The 20,786-nt window shown below is 57.1% G+C and carries 16 protein-coding genes; 12 read left to right on the top strand and 4 right to left on the bottom strand.

Going from position 1 to position 20,786, the window contains the following annotated elements; genetic code table 11:
* Positions 1-152: 152 nt before the first annotated feature.
* Positions 153-695: a YcxB family protein gene (locus tag HMPREF9162_RS11065; RefSeq protein WP_009439392.1), complete on the top strand. Its 543-nt coding sequence runs from the start codon at positions 153-155 to the stop codon at positions 693-695.
* 71 nt (positions 696-766) lie between these two features.
* Here HMPREF9162_RS11065 and HMPREF9162_RS11060 read toward each other — a convergent pair whose 3' ends face one another.
* From HMPREF9162_RS11060 to HMPREF9162_RS11045, 4 genes are all read right to left on the bottom strand, one after another.
* Positions 767-2,530 carry a 1-deoxy-D-xylulose-5-phosphate synthase gene (locus HMPREF9162_RS11060; protein ID WP_009439405.1) on the bottom strand — a complete coding sequence of 588 codons (1,764 nt, stop codon included), beginning with the start codon at positions 2,528-2,530 and terminating at the stop codon, positions 767-769.
* A gap of 154 nt (positions 2,531-2,684) precedes the next feature.
* On the bottom strand, positions 2,685-4,442 hold the full coding sequence (locus tag HMPREF9162_RS11055) for a 1-deoxy-D-xylulose-5-phosphate synthase (RefSeq protein WP_009439477.1): 1,758 nt from the start codon (positions 4,440-4,442) through the stop codon (positions 2,685-2,687).
* 111 nt (positions 4,443-4,553) lie between these two features.
* Entirely contained in the window at positions 4,554-4,730 is a 177-nt protein-coding gene (locus tag HMPREF9162_RS11050; protein ID WP_009439556.1) for a hypothetical protein, read from the bottom strand.
* A 233-nt stretch (positions 4,731-4,963) separates the two neighbouring features.
* Complete coding sequence (locus HMPREF9162_RS11045; RefSeq protein WP_009439338.1) at positions 4,964-5,224, bottom strand: hypothetical protein; 261 nt, start codon at positions 5,222-5,224, stop codon at positions 4,964-4,966.
* Between the two features lie 397 nt (positions 5,225-5,621).
* Between HMPREF9162_RS11045 and HMPREF9162_RS11040 the strand changes: the two genes are divergently transcribed.
* The 11 genes from HMPREF9162_RS11040 (at position 5,622) to HMPREF9162_RS10990 (ending at position 20,766) form a co-directional block, all read left to right on the top strand.
* Positions 5,622-5,996, top strand: coding sequence for a hypothetical protein (locus tag HMPREF9162_RS11040; RefSeq protein ID WP_009439297.1), 375 nt, complete (start codon positions 5,622-5,624; stop codon positions 5,994-5,996).
* A 45-nt stretch (positions 5,997-6,041) separates the two neighbouring features.
* A complete protein-coding gene (atpB, locus tag HMPREF9162_RS11035; RefSeq protein ID WP_009439476.1) occupies positions 6,042-6,713 on the top strand; it encodes a F0F1 ATP synthase subunit A in 672 nt (223 codons plus the stop codon).
* Positions 6,714-6,780: 67 nt separating this feature from the next.
* The gene (atpE, locus tag HMPREF9162_RS11030; protein ID WP_009349337.1) at positions 6,781-7,032 is read left to right on the top strand and encodes a F0F1 ATP synthase subunit C; all 252 of its coding nucleotides are present in this window, start codon (positions 6,781-6,783) and stop codon (positions 7,030-7,032) included.
* A gap of 35 nt (positions 7,033-7,067) precedes the next feature.
* On the top strand, positions 7,068-7,571 hold the full coding sequence (gene atpF, locus HMPREF9162_RS11025) for a F0F1 ATP synthase subunit B (RefSeq protein WP_009349336.1): 504 nt from the start codon (positions 7,068-7,070) through the stop codon (positions 7,569-7,571).
* Positions 7,565-8,104, top strand: coding sequence for an ATP synthase F1 subunit delta (gene atpH / locus HMPREF9162_RS11020; protein WP_009439555.1), 540 nt, complete (start codon positions 7,565-7,567; stop codon positions 8,102-8,104). The genes atpF and atpH overlap by 7 nt, the downstream gene beginning before the upstream one ends.
* A 17-nt stretch (positions 8,105-8,121) precedes the next feature.
* Positions 8,122-9,639: a F0F1 ATP synthase subunit alpha gene (gene atpA, locus HMPREF9162_RS11015; RefSeq protein WP_009439334.1), complete on the top strand. Its 1,518-nt coding sequence runs from the start codon at positions 8,122-8,124 to the stop codon at positions 9,637-9,639.
* A gap of 18 nt (positions 9,640-9,657) precedes the next feature.
* Complete coding sequence (atpG, locus tag HMPREF9162_RS11010; RefSeq protein ID WP_009349333.1) at positions 9,658-10,506, top strand: ATP synthase F1 subunit gamma; 849 nt, start codon at positions 9,658-9,660, stop codon at positions 10,504-10,506.
* A gap of 48 nt (positions 10,507-10,554) precedes the next feature.
* Positions 10,555-11,967, top strand: coding sequence for a F0F1 ATP synthase subunit beta (gene atpD / locus HMPREF9162_RS11005; RefSeq protein ID WP_009349332.1), 1,413 nt, complete (start codon positions 10,555-10,557; stop codon positions 11,965-11,967).
* A gap of 3 nt (positions 11,968-11,970) precedes the next feature.
* A complete protein-coding gene (locus HMPREF9162_RS11000; RefSeq protein ID WP_009349331.1) occupies positions 11,971-12,408 on the top strand; it encodes a F0F1 ATP synthase subunit epsilon in 438 nt (145 codons plus the stop codon).
* A 150-nt stretch (positions 12,409-12,558) separates the two neighbouring features.
* Positions 12,559-14,241, top strand: a complete 1,683-nt coding sequence (locus tag HMPREF9162_RS10995; RefSeq protein ID WP_009439553.1) for a ShlB/FhaC/HecB family hemolysin secretion/activation protein — start codon at positions 12,559-12,561, stop codon at positions 14,239-14,241.
* A gap of 69 nt (positions 14,242-14,310) precedes the next feature.
* Positions 14,311-20,766, top strand: coding sequence for a hemagglutinin repeat-containing protein (locus HMPREF9162_RS10990; protein ID WP_009439532.1), 6,456 nt, complete (start codon positions 14,311-14,313; stop codon positions 20,764-20,766).
* The last annotated feature ends 20 nt before the right edge of the window (positions 20,767-20,786 follow it).

Genomic DNA, 20,786 nt, shown 5'->3' with positions numbered 1-20,786 from the left:
ACGCATCTGCTGCGTCGGTGCGGCGGTTCTTTTTTTGTACTTTTGTTGCGGGTCTCGTTCTAAGGGAACCGGTCTTGCTTGAGATGTGAACGAGCGATATTATAAAATCAGGGCGGTTTATCCGCATTGGAACGTATACGGGAGGTGCGCTGATGAAACTTACATTTGATCTGACGCCGCAGGATTATATCGACTACACGCTTTTCTATGCGCGCAGGGCACCCTTTTTCAAAAAGCCGCGGAGGCGTCTACGGATCGTGATCGCGCTTTGCGCGCTTGTCGCCGTCTTGGGTGCACTGCCCCGGGTGCATATCATGAACGTCATGCATGGGGCGATTCTAGCCGGCTTGATCCTCCTGCTTGCGCTTGTGATCTACGGGGTGATAGTGAAGATCACCGATGCGTCACTGCGGCACAATGCGCGGGCGATGTTTCTGACTGCGGGGCGAAACAACAGTGTCGGAGCGCGGATCGTCGAGTGCGGCGATCAGCACCTCACGGAACATGCGTCGTATTACGATATGACGGCACGCTATAAGCAGTTCATTGTGCTGCAGCGGTCGGCGACGGCGTTTTATCTGACGTCGGGACCCACGGCGGTGCTCATCATTCCGTTGCGCGCTTTCAGTTCCGGTGAGGAACAGGAAAAATTCATCGAGCTGATGAAGGAAAAGGGCATTCCCTATGAGCCGTAAGCGGCGCTGCCGCATGAAAAAAGAGCCGGCACCGGCTCTTTTTTGCAGCTTATGAGAGCGCGAAGCCAATTTCATAGGCGTCGCCGTTCCTTTAGCACATCCGCCGCGATCTGCTCGGCGGTGAGGTGATATTTCCGTGCGAGTTCCGCGGGATTATAACGGTTGAAGAATTTTTTCGGCAGTCCGTAGTTCCGAACGCGAACGGCGGGGTGATTTCCATAATAGGCGGCGATCTTTTGTCCGAAGCCGCCGGCGAGAATCCCGTCCTCGAGCGTGAGGATGAGGCGGTGCTTTTTCCCGAGCGAATCGAGGAGTGAGGTATCGAGCCCCGAGAGATAGAGCGGGTTCACGACGGTCGCGCGGATGCCCTCGCGCGCGAGCATTGCCGCCGCATCGCTCGCCATTGCGGCAAAGTTGCCGACGCCGATGAGGGCGACGTCCTCGCCCCGCGTGACAACCTCGTATTTGTTGAGGTCGGCGTAGTCCGCGCGCACGGGATAGGGACTCTTTGCGTAGCCCGAAAACGGCATGCGGATCATGACGGGATGCTCCGTTTGGCGCACCGCCCACGCGAGCACGGCGAGATGTTCCTCAATGCTCGCGGGCGCGAGATAGACGAGGTTTGGGATGTTGGAGAAAATCGAGATGTCGTAGAACCCGAGATGCGTGACGTCCGTACTGCGGTAGAGCGACGTGCCCGTCGCGAGGAACACGGCGGGACTGCGGTTGATGCACACGTCCTGCGCCATCTGATCATAGACGCGCTGAAAGAACGTGCTGTATGTGCCGAAGATCGGGCGCGCTCCGCCGCGTGCGAGTCCCGACGCCATTGCGACGGCGTGCTCCTCCGCGATGCCGACGTCGACGTACTGTGCGCCGAGCGCCGCGCGGTTTTCGGGGGTGAGACCAATGCCGCCGACGATGCCCGCCGAGAGATAGACGAAGTTCGGATTTTCCCGTGCCGTCCTCAGGACGAAATCGACGGTCGCGGCGTCGTATGCGCCCGGCGTTTCGGGGGACTTTGCCGTGCCCGTATCGAGGTGAAAGGGCTTGTGTCGGTGCCAGCCCTCGGGATCGTCCTCGGCAAAGGAGAGCCCCTTGCCTTTTTGCGTGACGATGTGGACGACGACGGGCACTTTCGTATCCTTGACCTCGGAAAAGACGCGGATCAGCTCCTCCGTGTCGTTGCCGTCCGCGACGAAGCGGTAATCGAGGTTCATCGCGCGAAAGAGGTTGTCGGGGGCGCTTCCGCCCGTCTCGCGCAGGGCGCGGAACTTCTCGTACATGCCGCCGTGGTTCTCCGAGATCGACCAATCGTTGTCGTTGAACACGATGATGAGGTTCGAGTGCATCTCGCCCGCGACGTTCAGCCCCTCGAGCGCCTCGCCGCCCGACATCGAGCCGTCGCCGACGACGGCGATGATATTTTCCGTGCGTCCCGCAAGATCGCGCGCCTTTGCAAGCCCCGTCGCAAGGCTGACAGCGGTCGATGTGTGCCCGATGTTAAAGATGTCGTGCACGCTCTCGTCCGTATTCGTAAAACCCGAGACGTCGCCGTACTCCGCCTCGTTGATATACGCACCCGCGCGCCCTGTGAGCATCTTGTGCGGGTAGCACTGATGCGACACGTCAAAGATGATTTTGTCCTGCGGCGAGTCAAAGACCGTGTGGAGTGCGATCGTTGCCTCGATGATGCCGAGGTTCGGTGCAATATGTCCGCCGCAGATGCTCGTGCGGCGGATGAGGGCGGCCCGCATTTCCTCTGCGAGGGCGGCGCGTGCGGCGGGGGTATAGCTCTTGATGTCCTCCGGGGAAGTGATGCGTTCTAAATACAATGCGAAAGACTCTCCTTTGTTTGCATTTGTTCATAAAACCTCTATATTATAGCATTTTTTCAAAAAGTCGTCTCGAGAATTTTTGAGCGCATACAAAAACTGCTGCACCTTTTTCCACGGAGAGGTGCAGCAGTTTTGTTTTATAAACAGAGCCTTATTTCTTCAGCAAAATCAGCGTGTCCGCTGCGATCTGCTCGGCGGTGAGATGGTGCTCGCGCGCGAGTTCCGCGGCATCGTAGCGATCGTGGAACTCCTTGCTGAGACCGTAGTTCCGCACGCGCAGCCCCTCGTCCGTGCCGTAGTACGAGGCGATCTTTTGCCCGAAGCCGCCCTCCAGGATGCCGTCCTCGAGCGTGAGGATCAGGCGGTGCTTCTCTTTGAGCGCATCGAGGAGCGCAGTGTCAAGCCCCGAGAGGAAGATCGGATTCACGACCGTCGCCCAGATGCCCTCCTTTGCGAGCTCAGCTGCCGCCTCGCTTGCAAGCGCCGCGAAATTTCCTGCGCCGATGAGGGCGACGTCCGCGCCCTCCGTAACGACCTCGTATTTATTGAGGTCACTGTAGTCCGTGCGTACGTCGTAAGGGCTTTCCTCGTAGCCGCCGACGGGCATACGGATCATTACGGGATGGGCAGTCTGCGCGACCGACCACGCGAGCACCGCCTTGTACTCTGCGAGACTCGCGGGCGCGAGGAACACGAGGTTCGGGATGTTCGCAAAGATCGCGATGTCAAAGAATCCGAGATGTGTCACGTCGTTCATGTAGTACATCGACGCGCCGACGAGGAGGAATACCGCCGGATTATTATTCACCGCGACATCCTGCGCCACCTGGTCATAAACGCGCTGGAAGAACGTACTGTAGGTGCCGAAGATCGGGCGCGCCCCGCCCTTTGCAAGTCCCGACGCCATCGCGACCGCCTGCTCCTCTGCAATGCCCACATCGACGTATTGACTGCCGAGTTCTGCGCGCTTTGATGGGGAAAGCCCGATGCCGCCCATCGTGCCCGCCGTCAGATAGACGAAATTCGAATTCTCCTTCGCCATCTTGAGTACGAACTCCACGCTTGCCTTGGCATAGGGATCGCTCCCCGTATGCTTTGCCTTGCCCGTCGCAATGTCGAACGGCCCGCAGTAGTGCCACGCCTCGCGGTTCTCCTCCGCGAACTTGTAGCCCTTGCCCTTCTGCGTTGCGATGTGGACGACGACGGGTTTTTCCGTATCCTTCACCTCGGAGAACGCCGCGATGAGTGTCTCCGCGTCGTTGCCGTCCGCGACATAGCGGTAGTCCAGCCCCATCGCGCGGAAGAGATTGTTCGGCGAAGTACCGTTTGTCTCGCGCAGCTCCTTGAACGCGCGGTACATCCCGCCGTGGTTCTCTGCAATGGACTGATCGTTGTCGTTGAATACGACGATGAGGTTCGAGTTCATCGCGCCCGCCGTATTCAGTCCCTCGAGCGCTTCGCCGCCCGACATTGAGCCGTCCCCGATGAAGGCGATGATGTTTTCCTTTCGCCCCGCCAGATCGCGCGCCTTTGCAAGACCGGTTGCGAGGCTGATAGAGGTCGACGTGTGCCCGACGTTGAAGAAATCGTGCGGGCTCTCCTCGGGATTCGTATAGCCCGATACCTCGTCGTACTGCGACTCCACGATGTACGCCTCGACGCGCCCCGTCAGCATCTTGTGCGGATAGGACTGATGCGAGACGTCGTAGACGATCTTGTCCTTTGGCGAGTCAAACACCGTGTGCAGCGCGATGATCGCCTCGACCGCACCGAAGTCCGGGCCAAAATGCCCGCCGTGAATGCTCGCACGTTTCAGCATCGCGTCGCGCATCTCCTGTGCGAGCGCCTTGCGCTCGGCTGCGTCATAGCCCTTGATGTCCGCGGGCGACGTGATTTTTTCCAAATACAAAGAAAATCCCCCTTTTCCATTGTGCGGCGCGACTCATGCCGCGCTCCTTATACCCCGGTTTCCATACTGACTGCATTATAGCATTGGAGCGCGCTTTCATGTCAAGGGGGATTACATCTCCCGGCGCATATCCTTGACGAGGGATGTGACCTCTTCTTCCGACGGCTTTGGCTCGCTTGTCATCTCCTTGCGCATCAGCTGCATTGCATAGACGGCGGCGTTGACAAGACGCACAGAACCGTTCTTCATAATGAATGTAAGGCGGCTGCCGCTCGACACGCCGAGCATGCTGCACATCTTTCGGTATCGTGACCTGTCCCTTTGCCATTACCTTCGCGTTATCAATGAATGTATTTGGCATAATTGCCACGGCATTTATACACGGGCAATAAAAGAGAACCCCCTAGGAGCGCGTCCATGCTCTCTAGAGGGGTCGTCGTTTGCGGTAAACTGATTGCCTACGAGTAGTATACTGCGAGGGAAAATCAACAATTAGGACGCGTGCGCGGCGTAAAAACTCCCTACACAATATGGTACTGTTTCCACGGGATTTGGTTCAGGCGGATGCCGCTGAGGAACTCCACGATCTCCTTGCGCCCGTAGTAACGCGGCTCGCCTGCAGGCGTGAGGCTCATGAGGATGATGGGCATGCCGGGGAAGAATCGCATGAGGGCGCGGCGTGTTTGGGTAGATTTGACGGTATATGTGGTGACGCTCGGGTCGACGTGGATGAGGGCGAACGTGACGCCCTGCTCGATGATGACGGCGCCTTCGATGGTCATGGGTAGGCTCCTTTCAGTGCGGTTCCCCCGCCCTCCCTTCGGCGGGAAGGCAGCGGAACACGGATATTTTGCCTATTGTAGCAGAGCGTTTCACGCAATTCAATCATTAAAATGAATGAATTAATTAAAATGTTGTTGCAGAATTTCTCATAAGCCCCTATAATAGTTTATAAGGGGAATGAATCGCACGAAGCGATTCACATAGCCGAGTCTTATGTGTTCGGCACAGAGGGGGAGGTCTTTCCACGCGTGTATACAATTGTGGAAGGATTTTCTTTTTTTGTGTCGAATGGTCATAAGGTACTGATATTCAACCATGGCGGTGCCTGTGCACCCCCGCCCCGATGCGCTCGGGACGCGGTTTTTTGTGCGCTTTTGGCGCTGTCGGAGGAGGGATATGAAAGACGTATTACTGCCTGTTGTGCGGCGCTTTGCCCGTACGCTCCTCTTGGTGACGATTTCTGTTGCCGCGATGCTGTTTGCGGCGGGCGAGGTGCGTCTCATCGGCGGCGTGCTGGCGGGCTATGCGGCGGGCGCGGCAATCCTTTGGGGCATGTCGTATCGTGTTTGGCGCAGTGCGGGCTTTCCGCCGGCGCGCGCGCGGCGCGAGATGCTGTGGGGACTGGCATTGCGGCTCATGACGCTGTTTTTGATACTCAGCGCCGCCGCACAGATTTCGCCGGCGGTCTTTTGGGCGGCGGCGGGAGGATGTCTCCTCTTTTACGCGCTTTTTATGCTGCATCTCATTGCGGCGCAGGGCAGTCAAAAATGAAGCGGTCGCGGCTTTGCCGCTCACCGCAGTAAGGAGGTAGAGGTTATGCATGAAATCGGTGTTCGCGAAACAGTGCAGTTCGCGGGTCTCACCTTCAACTGGGAAACGCTCGAGATGACGTGGATCACGATGGCGATCGTTCTGCTCATTGCTTTTCTTGCAACGCGCAGTCTAAAGCTCGTCCCGAGCGGCTGGCAGAACGTCGTCGAGATGGTTGTGACGGCGCTTGCCGAGCAGAGCGACACGATGCTCGGGAAACGCGGTCAGTTCCTGTCCCCGTTCATTGTCACGCTCTTTCTGTTCCTGCTCGTTTCGAACTGGGTAGGACTCGTTCCCACGATGGCGTCCCCGACGAACGACTTGAACACCACATTAGGTTTAGCACTTTTGGTCATCTGCATGGTTCATGTGCTGGGCGTCTATATGAAAGGCGGGCATTACATCGCCCACTTCTTTCAGCCGACCCCGGTGTTCGTGATCATCAACGCGATCGAAGAGGTCGCAAAGCCGATCACGCTGGCGTTCCGTCTTTTCGGCAACATTCTGGCGGGCGAGATTCTCATCATCGTCCTGCTCAAACTCATGCCGATCTGGATGCCGGTGCCCTCGGTTCTGTGGCTCGCGTTCAGTATCTTCATCGGCGGAGTACAGGCGGTCATCTTTACGATGCTGTCGATGGCGTATCTTGCTAATGCGGTCAAAGAGGACGAGCACTAATTTGCTCCTCGCATTGACTTTGATGTATTAAAAATTTTAGGTTCAAAATTTAAGGAGGATTTTCTCAATGGAAAACGCAATCATGGTAGCAGCTGCTCTGATCGGTGCGGGCATTACGATGGGTCTGGCGGCGATTGGCGCGGGCATCGGCGACGGTCTCGTTACGAGCAAGTTCATCGAGGGCATCACGCGTCAGCCTGAGGCAAAGGGCGTTCTCTTTACGAATACACTCATCTCCGTCGGTCTGATCGAGGCGATGGCGATCATCGCTACGGTCGTTGCGCTCATCATGCTCTATGCCAACCCGCTCATGAAATAAGTCCCGGGAGGATATGTGCAAAGGAGGCAGCGTAATTGATAGAGCTTAATTCGACTTTTTTTGCTCAGATACTGAACTTCCTCATCCTCGTTATTCTCCTGCGTGCGGTGGCGTATAAACCTGTGCTCAAGATTCTCAAAGAGCGCGAGGACAGGATCGCCGCGAGCATCGACAAGGCTGACGCCGACGCCGCCGAGGCGGCAAAGACGCTCGAAGCCTACAAGGCGGAGCTTGCAGGGGCGCGTACAAAGGCGCAGGAGATCATGGATCTCGCCGAGAAGCGTGCCAGCGAAGAGCATGAGGCGAGCATTCAGGCGACCAAACGCGAGATCGAGCAGATGAAGAAGGCGGCGGAACAGCAGATGGAGCGCGAACGCGCCCACGCCGTCGAGCAGTTAAAGGGCGAGGTTGTCACACTGGCGCTCGCGGCCGCGGGCAAGATCGTGCAGAAGAATCTGGAGAAATCGGACAACGACGCCATCATCGGCGAGTTTATCGCGAAACTCGACGCGCATAAGATTGGTGATGCGACATGCTGAACATGGAGCTTGCACGCAAATATGCCCGCGCGATCTTTGAACTGGCGTGCGAGGAAGACAAGCTGAAGGAGTTCGGCGAGGATATTTCGAAGGTACAGCGTCTTTATACCGAATGTCCGGAGCTGAAATCCTACCTCAGCAATCCGAACTTCCAGCCGGAGGATAAGAAATCCCTCCTGAAGGAGGTCTTCGAGGGCGGCGTTCACGAGCACGTTCTGAACTTCCTGCTGCTGCTCGTGGACAAGAGGCGTATGCATGTGTTCGAAGCCATCAGCGCCATCTTTAACGAACTCTCGAACGAGAAACTCGGCATCGCCGTGGCGGACGTCACGACGGCAGGCGAACCGGACGAGGCGCAGATCGAAGAGCTGCGCAAAAAGCTCGAGAGCGTCACGGGCAAACAGGTATCCCTGCGCCGGCACCGCGACCCCTCGCTCATCGGCGGTGTGGTGGTGCGCATCGGCGACCGCCGCATCGACGGCAGCATCAAAGGACGTCTCGAGGCAATGACGGCAGAGTTAATGGCGAACTAGCGGGGTGACAGCGAAATATGAAAATGAATCCGGAAGAGATTACTTCCATAATTAAGGAACGAATCAAGAACTACGACGTCGACCTGAACGTCAACGACGTCGGCACCGTTCTTGAGGTCGGCGACGGTATCGCCCACATCTACGGCCTGGACAAGGCGATGGCGGGCGAGCTGCTCGACTTTGGCAATGAGGTGTACGGACTGGTTCTGAACCTCGAGCAGGAGAGCGTCGGCGCCGTGCTTCTCGGCGGCGAAGCCCTCATCAAGGAAGGCGACACCGTCAAGCGCACGGGGCGCATTATGCAGGTGCCTGTCGGCGAGGCGATGATCGGTCGCGTCGTGGACGCGCTCGGACGCCCCATCGACGGCAAGGGCCCCATCGACACGAAGGAGTTCCGCCCGGTCGAGTCGCCCGCGCCCGGTATCGCGGACCGCAAGAGCGTCCACGAGCCGCTCCAGACGGGTCTCAAGGCGATCGACGCCCTCGTGCCGATCGGCCGCGGACAGCGCGAGCTCATCATCGGCGACCGCGGCACGGGCAAGACGGCGATTGCCGTCGATACGATTCTGAACCAAAAGGGACAGAACTGTATCTGCGTCTACGTCGCCATCGGTCAGAAGGCATCGACCGTCGCGCGCGTTGTCAAGACACTCGAAGACGGCGGCGCTATGGAGTACACGATCGTCGTCGCCGCAACGGCGGCGGACAGCGCGCCGCTCCAGTACCTCGCTCCCTATGCGGGCGTTGCGATGGCGGAGTACTTTATGTATAAAGGCGGTCATGCGCTCTGCGTCTATGACGACCTTTCAAAGCACGCGGCTGCATACCGAGCCATGTCGCTGCTGCTCCGCCGTCCGCCGGGACGCGAAGCATATCCGGGCGACGTGTTCTACTTACACTCCCGCCTCCTCGAGCGCGCGGCGAAACTCTCCGACGCACTCGGCGCAGGCTCCATTACGGCGCTGCCGATCATCGAGACACTCGCGGGCGACCTCTCGGCGTACATCCCGACGAACGTCATCTCGATCACAGACGGTCAGATCATGCTCGATACCGACTCGTTCTACTCGGGCATCCGCCCGGCGATCAGCGTCGGTCTCTCGGTCTCCCGTGTCGGTGGTTCCGCGCAGATCAAGGCGATGAAACAGGTTGCCGGCACGATGCGTCTTGACCTCGCGCAGTACCGCGAGCTCGCGGCATTCGCGCAGTTCGGCTCCGACCTCGACAAGGCGACGAAGGCGCAGCTCGACCGCGGCGCACGCATGGTCGAGACGCTGAAGCAGGCGCAGTACAGCCCGCTCTCCGTTGCCGAGCAGGTGCTCGTCATCTTCACGGCGGTGCGCGGACACCTCATGGACATCCCCGTGGACAAGGTCGTCACGTTCCACACGGACTTCATCAAGTTCATGCGGGCATCGCATCCCAATATCGCCGCGGCGATTACGGAGAAGAAACAGCTGGACGACGCGCTCGAATCCGAGATCACGCAGGCGATCGGGGAGTTCAAGGACACCATCTCCTACAAAGAAGCGTAAGGAGAGAGGTGACACGAAATGGCCAATTTACAAGACATTCGTCGTCGCATTCGAAGCGTCAAGAGCATCCAGCAGATCACGAACGCCATGGACATGGTCGCGACCTCGCGTCTGCGCCGTGCCAAGGAGGCGGCCAATGCGAACCGTCCGTACGCGGAAAAGACCGCGGCGGTCATTCGGAGCGTCGCGGCTGCGGCGGACGACGTATCGCATCCCCTGCTCGAGCGGCATGAGAGCGGCAAGCGTCTCATCCTCGTCATGGCGGCGGACAAAGGTCTCGCGGGCGCCTATTCGAGCAACGCGCTGAAGGCGGCCATGGCGCTGGTCGAGGACAAGGCGAACACGCAGATTGTCACCGTCGGGCGCAAGGCGCGCGATTTCTTCAAAAATCGCTCCTTTGACATCGTGAGCGAGCACATCGGCATCAGCGAAAAGCCGCGCGCACAGCACGCGCAGAAGATCGCGGACGAGCTGATCGCAGCCTTTTCGGAGGGCGGCATCAAGGAAGTCTACATGATCTACACGCGCTTCGTCTCGGCGATCACCTGCGTGCCGGAGGCTGTGAAACTCCTCCCGTTCGAAGCGCCGGAGGACGACGGACAGCCGCGTGCACAGTACATCTATGAGCCGGATGCGGAGACCGTACTGGGGCATCTCCTGCCGCAGTACCTCTTCACGACCATCTATGCGGCGCTCCTCCAGTCGGCAGCCAGCGAACTCTCCTCGCGCATGAACGCGATGAGCAACGCAACGGACAACGCCGGCGAACTCATCGGGAAGCTCGATCTGTACTACAACAAAGTGCGACAGGCGGGCATCACGAACGAGATCAACGAAATCGTCGGCGGCGCCGAGGCACTCAAGTGACGCCCATGTACGCAGCATTTTGCGGCATGGAGGTAAGGAGGTTTTCCATTGGCAAAAGGTAAAGTCGTACAGGTCATCGGACCTGTCGTAGATATTGAATTTCCGGCGGGCGAACTGCCGGAGATACTGAGCGCCATCAAGATCGACGGCAAAGCGGCAGATCGGGAGATTCATCTCACGGTCGAAGTCATGCAGCATCTCGGCGACAGTGTCACGCGCTGCATCGCGATGAGCTCCACCGACGGACTCATGCGCGGCATGGCGGCGGAGGACACCGGTTCCCCGATCAAGGTGCCCGTCGGCGAGGCAACGCTTGGACGCGTCTTTAACGTCCTCGGCGAGACGGTCGACCACAACCCGGCACCCGTCGGGAATACGGAATCGTGGCCGATTCACCGTCCCGCGCCGAAGTTCGACGACCAGGAAACGTCGACCCAGATCCTCGAGACCGGCATCAAGGTCGTCGACCTCATCGCCCCGTATTCGCGCGGCGGTAAGGTCGGACTCTTTGGCGGTGCGGGCGTCGGCAAGACGGTTCTCATCATGGAGCTGATCCACAACATCGCGACCGAGCACGGCGGCTATTCCGTCTTTGCCGGCGTCGGCGAGCGTACCCGCGAGGGCAATGACCTCTGGTCGGAGATGACCGAGTCGGGCGTTATCGACAAGACCGCGCTCGTCTATGGCCAGATGAACGAGCCGCCCGGCGCGCGTATGCGCGTCGCGCTGACGGGGCTCACGATGGCGGAGTACTTCCGCGACGTGCAGGGACAGGACGTGCTGCTCTTCATCGACAACATCTTCCGTTTCATCCAGGCAGGTTCCGAGGTCTCGGCGCTGCTCGGACGTATGCCGTCTGCCGTCGGTTATCAGCCGACGCTGACGACCGACGTCGGCGCGCTGCAGGAGCGCATCACCTCCACGAAGAAGGGCTCCATCACGTCCGTGCAGGCGGTCTACGTTCCCGCGGACGACCTCACCGACCCCGCGCCGGCGGCAACGTTCACGCATCTCGATGCGACGACCGTTCTCTCCCGTCAGATCGCGGAGCTCGGCATCTATCCCGCCGTCGACCCGCTCGACTCCACCTCGCGTATCCTCGACCCGAACGTCATTGGTCAGGAGCACTACGAGGTCGCGCGCGGCGTGCAGGCGGTTCTGCAGAAGTACAAAGAGCTGCAGGACATCATCGCCATCCTCGGCATGGAGGAACTCTCCGACGAGGATAAGCTGACCGTCTCGCGCGCGCGTAAGATTCAGCGCTTCCTCTCGCAGCCGTTCGCAGTTGCCGAGGTCTTTACCGGATCCCCGGGCAAATACGTCGCACTCAAGGACACGATCCGCGGTTTCAGAGAGATCCTCGACGGCAAGTACGACGAGCTCCCCGAGGCGGCGTTCTACATGGTCGGCGGCATTGAGGAGGCCATCGAGAAGGCGAAGAAACTCAAAGAGGAGGAATAATCGATGGCGACCATCCAGCTGGAGATTGTCTCTCCCGACCGCGTGGTCTACGCCGCCGATATCGACATGCTCATCGCCCGCTCCACGGGCGGCGAGATCGGCATCCTGCCGAAGCACATCCCCCTCGTTACGGGACTTCAGCCGCATGCCATGAAAATTCATGTCGACGGCGGTACCGAGCAGCTCTTTGCAGTTGCGGGCGGCTTCATGGAGGTCACCCCGGAGAAGATCACCGTCCTCGCCACGGCTGCCGAAGAGCCGGACGAGATCGACATCAACCGTGCCCAGCGCGCCTATGACCGCGCACAGGCACGTCTCAAACGTCTGCGCGAAGGCGGCGTGGAGGACGGCGGTGCAGCTATTGACGAGCATCGCGCCGCGCTTGCCCTCAAGCGCGCCGTCGCACGCCTGCAGGCAACGCATACAGCTGTAAAGGCGTAAAAGAAGAAAACACCCTCGCTACACAGATGCGGCGGGGGTGTTTTTGTGCTTTGCCGGATTGTTATACAATTAGGATATTTGCCTTATTGTGCAGTGCTTTGTATTATTATACAATAGAAATGATGATAGAGGAAACTGAGAGGTGCATGTATGAATCGTCAGATCTGTTGCGCTGTATTTTGTGCACTCGCGCTGTCCGGAACAGCAAGTCACGTTTATGCCGCACCGGGGGACGGCAGCCGGCAGGAACAGTTGGACGAGGCACGTCGACAGGAGGACGAACGGGAAGCCCGACGCCGGGAACCTTCCATACATCTGACCCCGGGAGACGTACAGGCACAGCCGGCAGGGACAGCACCGAACGGGCAGACCTTTCTCATCAACGAAATCACATTGCGAAATGCCGCCGATCGATGGAACTTCCTCACGCGCATCACAAAACAATACGAAGGCAGAGAGCTGGATCTGAGCGCTGTCAACACGCTGCTGCGCGAACTCAATCAAAAGCTGCTGGCGCGCGGCTATGTCACCACGCGCGTTACACTGCCGGAGCAGAACCTCAGGGGCGGACATCTCGTCCTCGACCTCCGGATCGGATACATGGGCGAGATGAAGTATGCCGAGGGCAGCCCGCACATCCCGTGGAGGAATTCCTTTCCCATACGTAAGGGAGACGTTTTGAACCTGCGCGCCCTCGAGCAGGGCGTCGAGCAGATGCACAAAGTATCGTCGCAGCGCGTCGACATCCGCCTCATTCCCTCCGACCGGGAGGGATACAGCGATGTGGAACTCACCGTGCAGCGCGGGAGAAACGTCTTCGGCATCCTTTCCGTCGACAACTCGGGACTTGACGCCACAGGGAAATTGCAGGCAGGCTTTACACTCAGCATCGACAGCCCCACGGGCGCGAGCGATCTCCTTCGCCTCGGCTTTGACCTGGACGGCGCCCATGACGGCTATCGGAGGGGCACGCGCGGCAAGAATTTCTACTATGCCGTTCCGCTCGGTTACGACACCCTCTCTCTTTCGCATTATCGGAGCGATTACCGGCAGACCGTGCACGTGCGGCCGTATCCGTTCGTCAGCGGCGGTGCATCGCGTACGACCAGGCTGACATGGAACCGGGTTCTATCCCGGACGCAGACCGGAAAAACGGCATTTGAAGTGAGCATCCGAAAGAGAGATTCGGAACAAAGCATCAACGGCGTGCGCATTCCCATCCAGGACAAAAAGATGACCTCCCTGGAGTTCGGCATCTCTCAAAAGCAGAATATCGGCAGCGCACAGCTCTTTGGGCGGCTGTCGCACCGCATGGGCGTCGATTGGTTCGGCGCCCAGAGAGAAAACCCGCATCCCGACGCCCCAAAGTCGAGGTACCGGATGTGGCTGCTCGATCTCGACTACCAAAAACCCATCCCGATGGGAAAACGCCGGGGCACTTTTACATCCTCCTTTCACGGACAGTGGACTGTCGAAGGAAAACGGCTCTACGGCGCAGACATGGTGAGCATCGGCGGACGCTATACCGTGCGGGGATTTGACGGAGAATACACCCTCTCGGGAGAGAGCGGCTGGTACTGGCAGAATGAAATCGCCGCATATTTCCAAGAACTCGACGCGAGCCTTTACATCGGCCTTGACCTCGGCATGATCTACGGATCAAGCATAGAGACGCAGTTCGGCCACAGCCTCATGGGCGCGGTGCTTGGTGTGCGCGGTGCCGTCGCGAAGGACTTCACCTATGACCTCTTCATTGCCGCACCGATCCGGCGCCCTCCGGGATTTCCCGCCGACCGTATGACCACAGGATTCCGCGCCGCGTTGAAATTTTAGACGCCCGGGATTTTTAAGATATTGATATAAGACGTATACACACATCAGGACAAAAGAGAGGACGCCCCCATGATCCGCAAAAAGATACTCGCAAAGCGCATCGCAGCCTATCTAACGCTCGGGATGTTCACATTTCAGCAGATCAGCTTCGCGGCGGCCGTCCCCGACGAGGCAGCCCCCGAAGAGCGGCGTCCCATCGTCACGTCGGCAGATAACGGCATCCCCGTCGTCAACATCGCAGCAACGAACGGCGCGGGCGTCTCCATCAACGAGTACAGCGAACTCAGCATCGATCCCGCAGGGCTCATCCTCAACAACGGCTATACCATTTCCAGAACCGAACTTGCGGGCTGGATTGACCGCAACCCGAACCTCGCCTATGGTCCCGCGCAGATCATCGTGAACCAGGTAACGGGCGCAGGCATCACCAACATGAACGGCTTCCTCGAAATCGCGGGCGGCAGAGCCGACGTCGTCATTGCCAACGAAAACGGCATCCGTGTCAGCGGCGGCGGGTTTATCAATACGGATCGTGCGATCCTCACCACAGGGCGCCCTGAATTCGGCAGCAACGGCTCCCTTGATCGTATCCGCGTCACCGAGGGAGCCGTTTCCTTTGAGGGAAAAGGAATCGACGCCCGCGGCGCAAACAGCCTCGAAGTCCTCACCCGTGCCGAGCAAATCAACGCCGACATCTTCGCCAATCAAACAACGCACATCGGCGGCGCGAACGACATCTCCTATGGCAGTCTTACCGCAGCGCCGATCGAAGGCACGGGCGAAACACCCGCGGTCACCCTCGACGCTGCAGCCGTCGGCGGCATGTACGCAAACAAGATCCGTCTCGTCGGCACGGAGAAAGGACTCGGCGTCAACATGGGCGGCAAACTCGTCGCCTCCGAAGCCGCTGCCATCGACGCCGACGGCACACTGCATGTCACAGGTCTCATAAACAGCGGCGGGCGCACAGCGGTAACCGCCGAGAAGATACAGCTCGAGGCGGGCGGCCGCATCTACGGAAATGACATCTCCATCAAAGCAGACAGCCTCGTTAATCAACGAAACGAAGAACTTGAGCAAAACCTCCAAAAAGAAGTTCGTCTCCTCAAAGAGAAATCCGAAGCCCTCGACGCCGTCGTTCGGCAGGACGTCACGCAGCTGCGCGGCGTAAGAGCGCAGCGCAGGTATCAACTGGATATCAAAGAAGCGACCGCAGCCTATGAGCAGCAGCGAGAACGCACAGAAGCCGCACGCACAGCACTCGCAAACCATGAGGCGAGTGCCGTTGCCGCGCGCAAGAACCTCAGCGTAGAAGCGGGAACGATCAAAAACAGCGCCGACAGCATTCTCTACAGCGGCAGCGACATGACACTCAATGCCAAAGATACCGTCGTGAACAGCGGCGGGCGCATCGAGAGCGGCGGCAATATGCACATCACCGCGCCGACCGTTCGGAACGAGAACAGTGCATTTTCCGTGCAGCGCGTCGTCAGCCCCCTGCGGAGCAACCCCGTGCGCATCCGTATCGACGAGCCCGGCAACCGCGAGGAGGGACAGACCTTTGACGCCGGCGAATTCGACAAAATAGACAACGGATACGGCGCATACCATCAAGGAAATCCGGATAAATTCCAACTGTGCACCTTTATCCATACGAAAACCCAGACCTCAGAGAACATCGTCCGCATGACGAATGCCGGCGTCATCGAGAGCGGCGGCAACCTCACCATCCAAGGAAACCTCAAAAACGACAACAGCCAGGTCGTCGCCGGGAAACATCTCAGCATCACGGGGGCGACAGACAATATCGCAGCGCAGACCGACCGGAGAACCGTCACATTCGGCTATACACGGGCAAGCTATACCGATCGGAGAAACCGTATTCATAAAGGCCATGTACGCAAATACCGCAGCGCCGTCTTCATGACCCCGCAGGCAGAGGACGATCGGCCTTACTCCCTCGGCATCGCGGCGCTTGGGGATAAAGAAGACATCACCCTCGCAACCCGCAGGAACGTGAACGGCTTTCTCGATCCCTTCTCCATCGACAAGACCGCGCAGGAACACCTGCACCTCGGCGACGGTATCATCACGCTCAAGGATCCGGGCGCGCTTTTCAAGCTCCATCCGGAACCCGGGGCGAAGTATCTCATCGAGACCGATCCCGCCTTTACGGATAAGAAGAGATTCCTCTCCTCGGACTACATGCTCGAACAGCTCAAATGGGATCCCGACAAGATGCAGAAACGCCTCGGCGACGGATTCTACGAGCGGCGGCTGATCATTGATCAGATATTGCAGCGTACGGGCAGTATCCTTCCCGACGGATACGAAGACGTGGACGCCGCAATCAAGGCGCTCATGGACGCAGGCATCGCAGCCGCCAAAGATTTGCAGATCGCGCCGGGCATTGTCCTCTCCAAAGAACAGATCGCAAAGCTGAAGAGCGACATCATCTGGCTCGAAGAGCAGGAAGTAGAGATAAACGGCATCCGCGAAAAAGTCCTCGTGCCGCACGTCTACTTCACATCGACCAAGGGACTCACACTCAGCCCCGACGGGAGCATCATCAGCGCAAAGAATATTTCCATCAACAGCACGGAGAACGTTCATAACGCAGGACTCATCCTTGGCAAACAGGATCTTCGCGTGGATGCGAAGACCTTTGCAAACGAGGGAGATATCTACGCGGGGACGGCAGTCGTCAAAACGAGCGGCGACATCCGTCAAAACGGCAGCATCACCGCAGAAAGAAAAGCAGAACTCACCGCGGGTGGAAGCATTTCCTCTGAAAACAACATCGAGCATTTCGCCCATCAAGACGTCGCCGGGCGTATGGCAGGCATCTCCGTCACGGGAGATGACGGCACGCTTACTTTGGACGCCCAAAAGGATATTGACCTCAAGGGGGCGACCCTCTCCGCAGGAGGAAAAAACGGCACCGTCAGGCTAAACGCAGGAGAAAACATCCGCCTCACGACAGATACCCTCTCCGCAGATAAAGACATGACCCAGAGCGGAGATAACTATCTTCGTACCAAGCGGAGCACAGAGCTCGGCACAACGATCAAAGCGGGCAGCGACGTCTCTCTCCATGCAGGAGAAAACATCGAAGCACGCGCCGCCTACATCCGCAGCGACGAGGGCAACGTCAGCCTCAACGCAGACAAAGACATCTCCCTCACCGCAGGGAGGGAAATCTCGGACGACGCCTATGGGATCAAGTATAAATCCCAAGGGCTTCTTTCGAGTACCACAACCACCGTCCGATCGCGGCAGGAGAGCGACCATGCCGTAGGAACAACGATCAGCGGAAAGAACGTCGGCATCTCGGCGGATAACGACATCGACCTTAAAGCCGCGAACATCACCGCGGACGAGAACGTCTCGGTGGAGGCGAAAGGCACCGTCAGCCTGACCCCCGAAGCGCAGAAAGACCTCTCCGAGAACTATAAGAGCGTCAAGAAATCCGGCATCATGGGACAGGGATTCGGCGTCTTCATCGGGAGCAAGAAGACCACCGACACCTACGAAGGAGACGCTCTCACACAGCGGGGAACGATCATTGCGGCAAAAGGAAGCGTCAACATCGCGGCCGATAAAGACGCGCATCTCGCCAACGCCGCACTCTACGCAGGCAAGGAGGCAAGCATCACCGCTGCAGGCGTTAAGCTTGATGGGAAAGATAACGTCGTCAAGGAAAAGTATACCCATGAAGTATCGCAGTCGGGCCTTTCCGTCAGCCTTGGCGGAACGGTCATGGACACCTACAACGACATTGCCCGTCCCGTGCGGCGCATCGGCGCGGTCGAAAACGGCATGCTGAAGGACCTCTACGCATGGCAAATCGGCAGAAAACTCTATGACCTCACGAAGAAACCCGCGGACGGCATAGCAAAATACAAAGAAATCCTCAACGGGAAGAATGCATTCGGACTCAATATAGGACTTGGCAGTTCGAGATACTCAGACAGCACAGAGATCCTCTCGCACGAGAATGTGGGAAGCAAAATAGAGGCCGGCACCGACCTCTCCCTTCGTGCGCGCGAAAACGACATCTCTATGACGGGCGGCACCCTCCAAGGAAAGAATGTCACATTGGAGGCGAAGAACAACATCGACCTGCACGCCGCAGAGAATACCACGCATACCGTGACCAAAGAACGCTCGAGCTCCGCAGGCGTCAGTGCCACCTACACCTTTGGTGCAGGGATCACGAGTGTCGGCATCAACGCAGAACGCGCCGCCAGTGACGGCATCGGAGACCGCACAACCTATACCCCTGCCATCATACAAGCACAAGAAAAACTCTCCATGACCTCGGGCGCAGATACCAACATCATCGGATCGCAGGCATCGGGCAAAAAGGTCAATATGGAGGTCGGCGGCAATCTCAACATCGAGAGCCTGCAGGAAAAAGACGACTACAGAGAGAAAAACTCCTCGTCGGGCTTCAACATCAGCGCATCCATGAGCGGCGGGATCAACACCAACGATCCCGACATTGCCGCCTCCTACAGCAAAGGGAAGATCCACTCCAACTGGAAGAGCATCACCGGGCAGGCAGGCATCTATGCAGGCGCAGACGGCTTCGATATTCATGTAAAGAAGAATACCGACCTCAAGGGCTCCGTTATTGCAAGCGAAGCGGCTTCCGATAAGAACACGCTCTCCACGGAAACCCTCACCTATGGAAACATAGAGAACAGCGCCTCTTACAGCGCGAGCAGCAAAGGGCTTTCGTACCGTAAATTCGCAAGCGGTGCATACGGCGCAGGAGAAGGCTACAACATGAAAGGGCTCACGCCCGTTCTTTCCGTCCCCGCCCAAGGCGATGCGGCAAGCACAACCAAATCTGCTATTGCCCCGGGCAGTATTGACGTGCGTAAAAACCCGAATCAAGACCTCTCAGACCTTAGCAGAAACACAAGCAATGCACTGAACGAGCTTGGGAGAATCTTTGACAAAAAGAAAATAGAAGAGCAGCAGGAACTTGCCGCCGTCTTCGGCGAAGAGGCATACCGACTCGCCCATAACATGAAAGACGACGGGAGCGGCAGAAAGATCCTTGTTCACGCAGCCATCGGCGGCATCATGAGCAGCATCACGGGCGCGGGCTTCACTTCGGGTGCTGTAGGTGCGGGACTGAACGAAGCCGTGATCAAGGAAATCGATAAGATTGCCAAGCATGACCCGGGCGCAGCACAAATCGTGAGTGCCATCATCGGTGCGGCGGCAGCAAAAGCTGTTGGAGGAGCAGCAGGAGCAGGTGCTGCAGTGGCTGCAAGCGGAACGAAGTGGAACTTCTTTAGAGTTGCTCACCATCATAGGAACTCTAACGGATCAGTTATTTCAACGACTGATGAGCCTATGATCCAAGCAGCCGAAAATATATTGATCAAAGAGGACGGAAGCAAAATATCTAGTGATGAGGCTACACAAGTATTATATGATTTAGCCGCTCTTCTGGAAACACTGGAGCCCGAAAAGTCTACTAACACACTCCCCCTCGTAGAAAAATTTTCGAGTATTGTTCGACTAGGAGAATACCTGCACGCTCACGGGTACACACAAGAGAGTGCGGATCGCTTCTTAAATCAATATACAAAAGAAATAAATGCATTTGCTGATAATTTTATTTATAAAAAACTGGGAAGTGACTCAGGTATTGTGTTTTCCAAAACGTTAAGTCGACTCCAGTTTGTAGAAAAAGATTTTCAGCTCCCTAACTATATCTACGATCGTACCAGTGAACAAAGTAAAAAAGATGTGAATATCTATGGCTGGAAGTACCTTGATGATATAAGAGTTGCCGTAAATAAGGATGGTAATATCTATCTGGATGCTGACCAAAAACCTGTCCTTTGGGAAGCTGACATGGTTGCACATCCGGTGCACACAATAGTGCTAAAAAATAAAATTGAGATGGCTATTCTATCTAGAATAAGCTCTCCATTAGAAAACAAAAACTTTCTGACTGACGCTGATCTTGAATTATCGGAGATATCCGATCCTGCGAACTTCACGGGTGCAGGTAGAGTTGCTCATATCGGAGGAAAGCTTGTTCAAGGTCTTTCCAAGGAAGCAGGAGAAACTTTAATTAAAAGCTCGCTTAATAAAAGCACATTTTATCTTATTCGGCAAAAGGCTGAAGTCGCATTGCGAGATTTTAAATCTAAAACATGGGATCTAGGCAACCAAGCTATATTACTTAATAAAGAAGGAATGATGCATATTTTAACGCGACATCACCCATCTTATTGGCTAGGAACATTAAAGAAGCATCAAACATTTTTTAGCACAAAATCCTCTATAAACGATATTATATATACAATTCAGAAGGTTGTTTATCAAAACAAAGAAAATATTATAAATGGAAATTTATTAAAGGACGGGAAGCCCTTAGACAAAGCAAAAGAAACACGGTTTCTTACAGGACAAATTGAGGCTGTTATAGATGGCGTTAAATATGTAGTAGGACTCGAAGAAGGCCATATCAATCAATTTTTTATAAAAGAGAGGTAAAGTATGTTCACATGCAAATC

This window comes from Selenomonas sp. oral taxon 137 str. F0430 (assembly GCF_000183625.1).
GTDB classification, from domain to species: domain Bacteria; phylum Bacillota; class Negativicutes; order Selenomonadales; family Selenomonadaceae; genus Centipeda; species Centipeda artemidis.
Note: the sequence above shows the minus strand (reverse complement) of the source record. Positions and strands in the feature narration are given on the sequence as shown.

Coding starts and splice junctions, on each gene's coding strand:
- HMPREF9162_RS11065 (WP_009439392.1), top strand. CDS start 153: ATGAAACTTACATTTGATCTGACGCCGCAGGATTATATCGACTACACG.
- HMPREF9162_RS11050 (WP_009439556.1), bottom strand. CDS start 4,730: ATGCTCGGCGTGTCGAGCGGCAGCCGCCTTACATTCATTATGAAGAAC.
- HMPREF9162_RS11045 (WP_009439338.1), bottom strand. CDS start 5,224: ATGACCATCGAAGGCGCCGTCATCATCGAGCAGGGCGTCACGTTCGCC.
- HMPREF9162_RS11040 (WP_009439297.1), top strand. CDS start 5,622: ATGAAAGACGTATTACTGCCTGTTGTGCGGCGCTTTGCCCGTACGCTC.
- atpB (WP_009439476.1), top strand. CDS start 6,042: ATGCATGAAATCGGTGTTCGCGAAACAGTGCAGTTCGCGGGTCTCACC.
- atpE (WP_009349337.1), top strand. CDS start 6,781: ATGGAAAACGCAATCATGGTAGCAGCTGCTCTGATCGGTGCGGGCATT.
- atpH (WP_009439555.1), top strand. CDS start 7,565: ATGCTGAACATGGAGCTTGCACGCAAATATGCCCGCGCGATCTTTGAA.
- atpA (WP_009439334.1), top strand. CDS start 8,122: ATGAAAATGAATCCGGAAGAGATTACTTCCATAATTAAGGAACGAATC.
- atpG (WP_009349333.1), top strand. CDS start 9,658: ATGGCCAATTTACAAGACATTCGTCGTCGCATTCGAAGCGTCAAGAGC.
- HMPREF9162_RS11000 (WP_009349331.1), top strand. CDS start 11,971: ATGGCGACCATCCAGCTGGAGATTGTCTCTCCCGACCGCGTGGTCTAC.
- HMPREF9162_RS10995 (WP_009439553.1), top strand. CDS start 12,559: ATGAATCGTCAGATCTGTTGCGCTGTATTTTGTGCACTCGCGCTGTCC.
- HMPREF9162_RS10990 (WP_009439532.1), top strand. CDS start 14,311: ATGATCCGCAAAAAGATACTCGCAAAGCGCATCGCAGCCTATCTAACG.